This is a genomic window from Streptomyces sp. WAC04114 (assembly GCF_019733245.1).
In the GTDB taxonomy this organism is placed as follows: Bacteria; Actinomycetota; Actinomycetes; order Streptomycetales; family Streptomycetaceae; genus Streptomyces; species Streptomyces massasporeus_A.
On record NZ_JAIGQA010000371.1, the window covers coordinates 1 to 1,219 of the forward strand.

2 protein-coding genes are annotated in these 1,219 nt (G+C 73.7%); both read left to right on the plus strand.

What is annotated here, in order from left to right:
• The coding region (aroC, locus tag K4G64_RS39250) for a chorismate synthase (protein ID WP_221760617.1) at positions 1-867 on the plus strand (867 nt) is incomplete at its 5' end.
• A partial coding sequence (locus K4G64_RS39255) for a shikimate kinase (RefSeq protein WP_221760618.1) occupies positions 864-1,219 on the plus strand: 356 nt, incomplete at its 3' end. The genes aroC and K4G64_RS39255, both read left to right, overlap by 4 nt.

The window sequence follows — 1,219 nt, forward strand, 5'->3', positions numbered from 1 at the left end:
AACGCCCCGCTGACCCGGCCCCGGCCCGGCCACGCCGACCTGGCGGGCATGCAGAAGTACGGCTTCGACGAGGCCCGGCCGATCCTGGAGCGTGCCTCGGCGCGTGAGACGGCCGCGCGCGTCGCCCTGGGCGCGGTGGCCCGGTCGTACCTGAAGGAGACCACCGGCGTCGAGATCGTCAGCCACGTGGTGGAGCTGGCGGCGGCCAGGGCGCCGAAGGGCGTGTACCCGACCCCGGCCGATGTGGAGAGGCTGGACGCGGACCCGGTGCGCTGCCTGGACGCGGACGCCTCGAAGGCGATGGTCGCCGAGATCGACCAGGCCCACAAGGACGGCGACACCCTCGGCGGTGTGGTCGAGATCCTGGCCTACGGCGTGCCGGTGGGCCTGGGTTCGCACGTGCACTGGGACCGCAAGCTGGACGCCCGCCTGGCCGGTGCCCTCATGGGCATCCAGGCGATCAAGGGCGTCGAGGTCGGTGACGGATTCGAGCTGGCGCGGGTGCCCGGGTCCAAGGCGCACGACGAGATCGTGAGGACCGACGACGGCATCCGCCGCACCACCGGCCGCTCCGGTGGCACCGAGGGCGGTCTGACCACCGGTGAACTGCTGCGCGTCCGCGCCGCGATGAAGCCGATCGCGACCGTGCCGCGCGCCCTGCGGACCGTGGACGTCACCACCGGCGAGGCCGCGCAGGCCCACCACCAGCGCTCCGACGTGTCCGCGGTCCCGGCCGCCGGCATCGTCGCCGAGGCCATGGTCGCCCTGGTGCTCGCGGACGCGGTGGCGGAGAAGTTCGGCGGCGACTCGGTGGCCGAGACCCGCCGCAACGTCACGTCGTACCTCGACAACCTCGCCATCCGATGAGCGGCCCGCTGGTCGTCCTGGTCGGGCCGATGGGCGTGGGCAAGTCCACCGTCGGGCAACTGCTGGCCGAGCGGCTCGACGTCTCCTACCGGGACACCGACGACGACATCGTCGCCGAGCAGGGCCGGACCATCGCCGAGATCTTCGTCGACGAGGGCGAGTCCGCCTTCCGGGCGATCGAGAAGGCGGCGGTGCAACGGGCGCTCGGCGAGCACGACGGCGTCCTGGCCCTGGGCGGCGGCGCGATCCTCGACGCCGGCACGCGCGCGCTGCTCGCCGGGCAGCGGGTGGCGTACCTGTCGATGGACGTCGAGGAGGCGGTCAAGCGCACCGGCCTCAACACGGCCCGCCC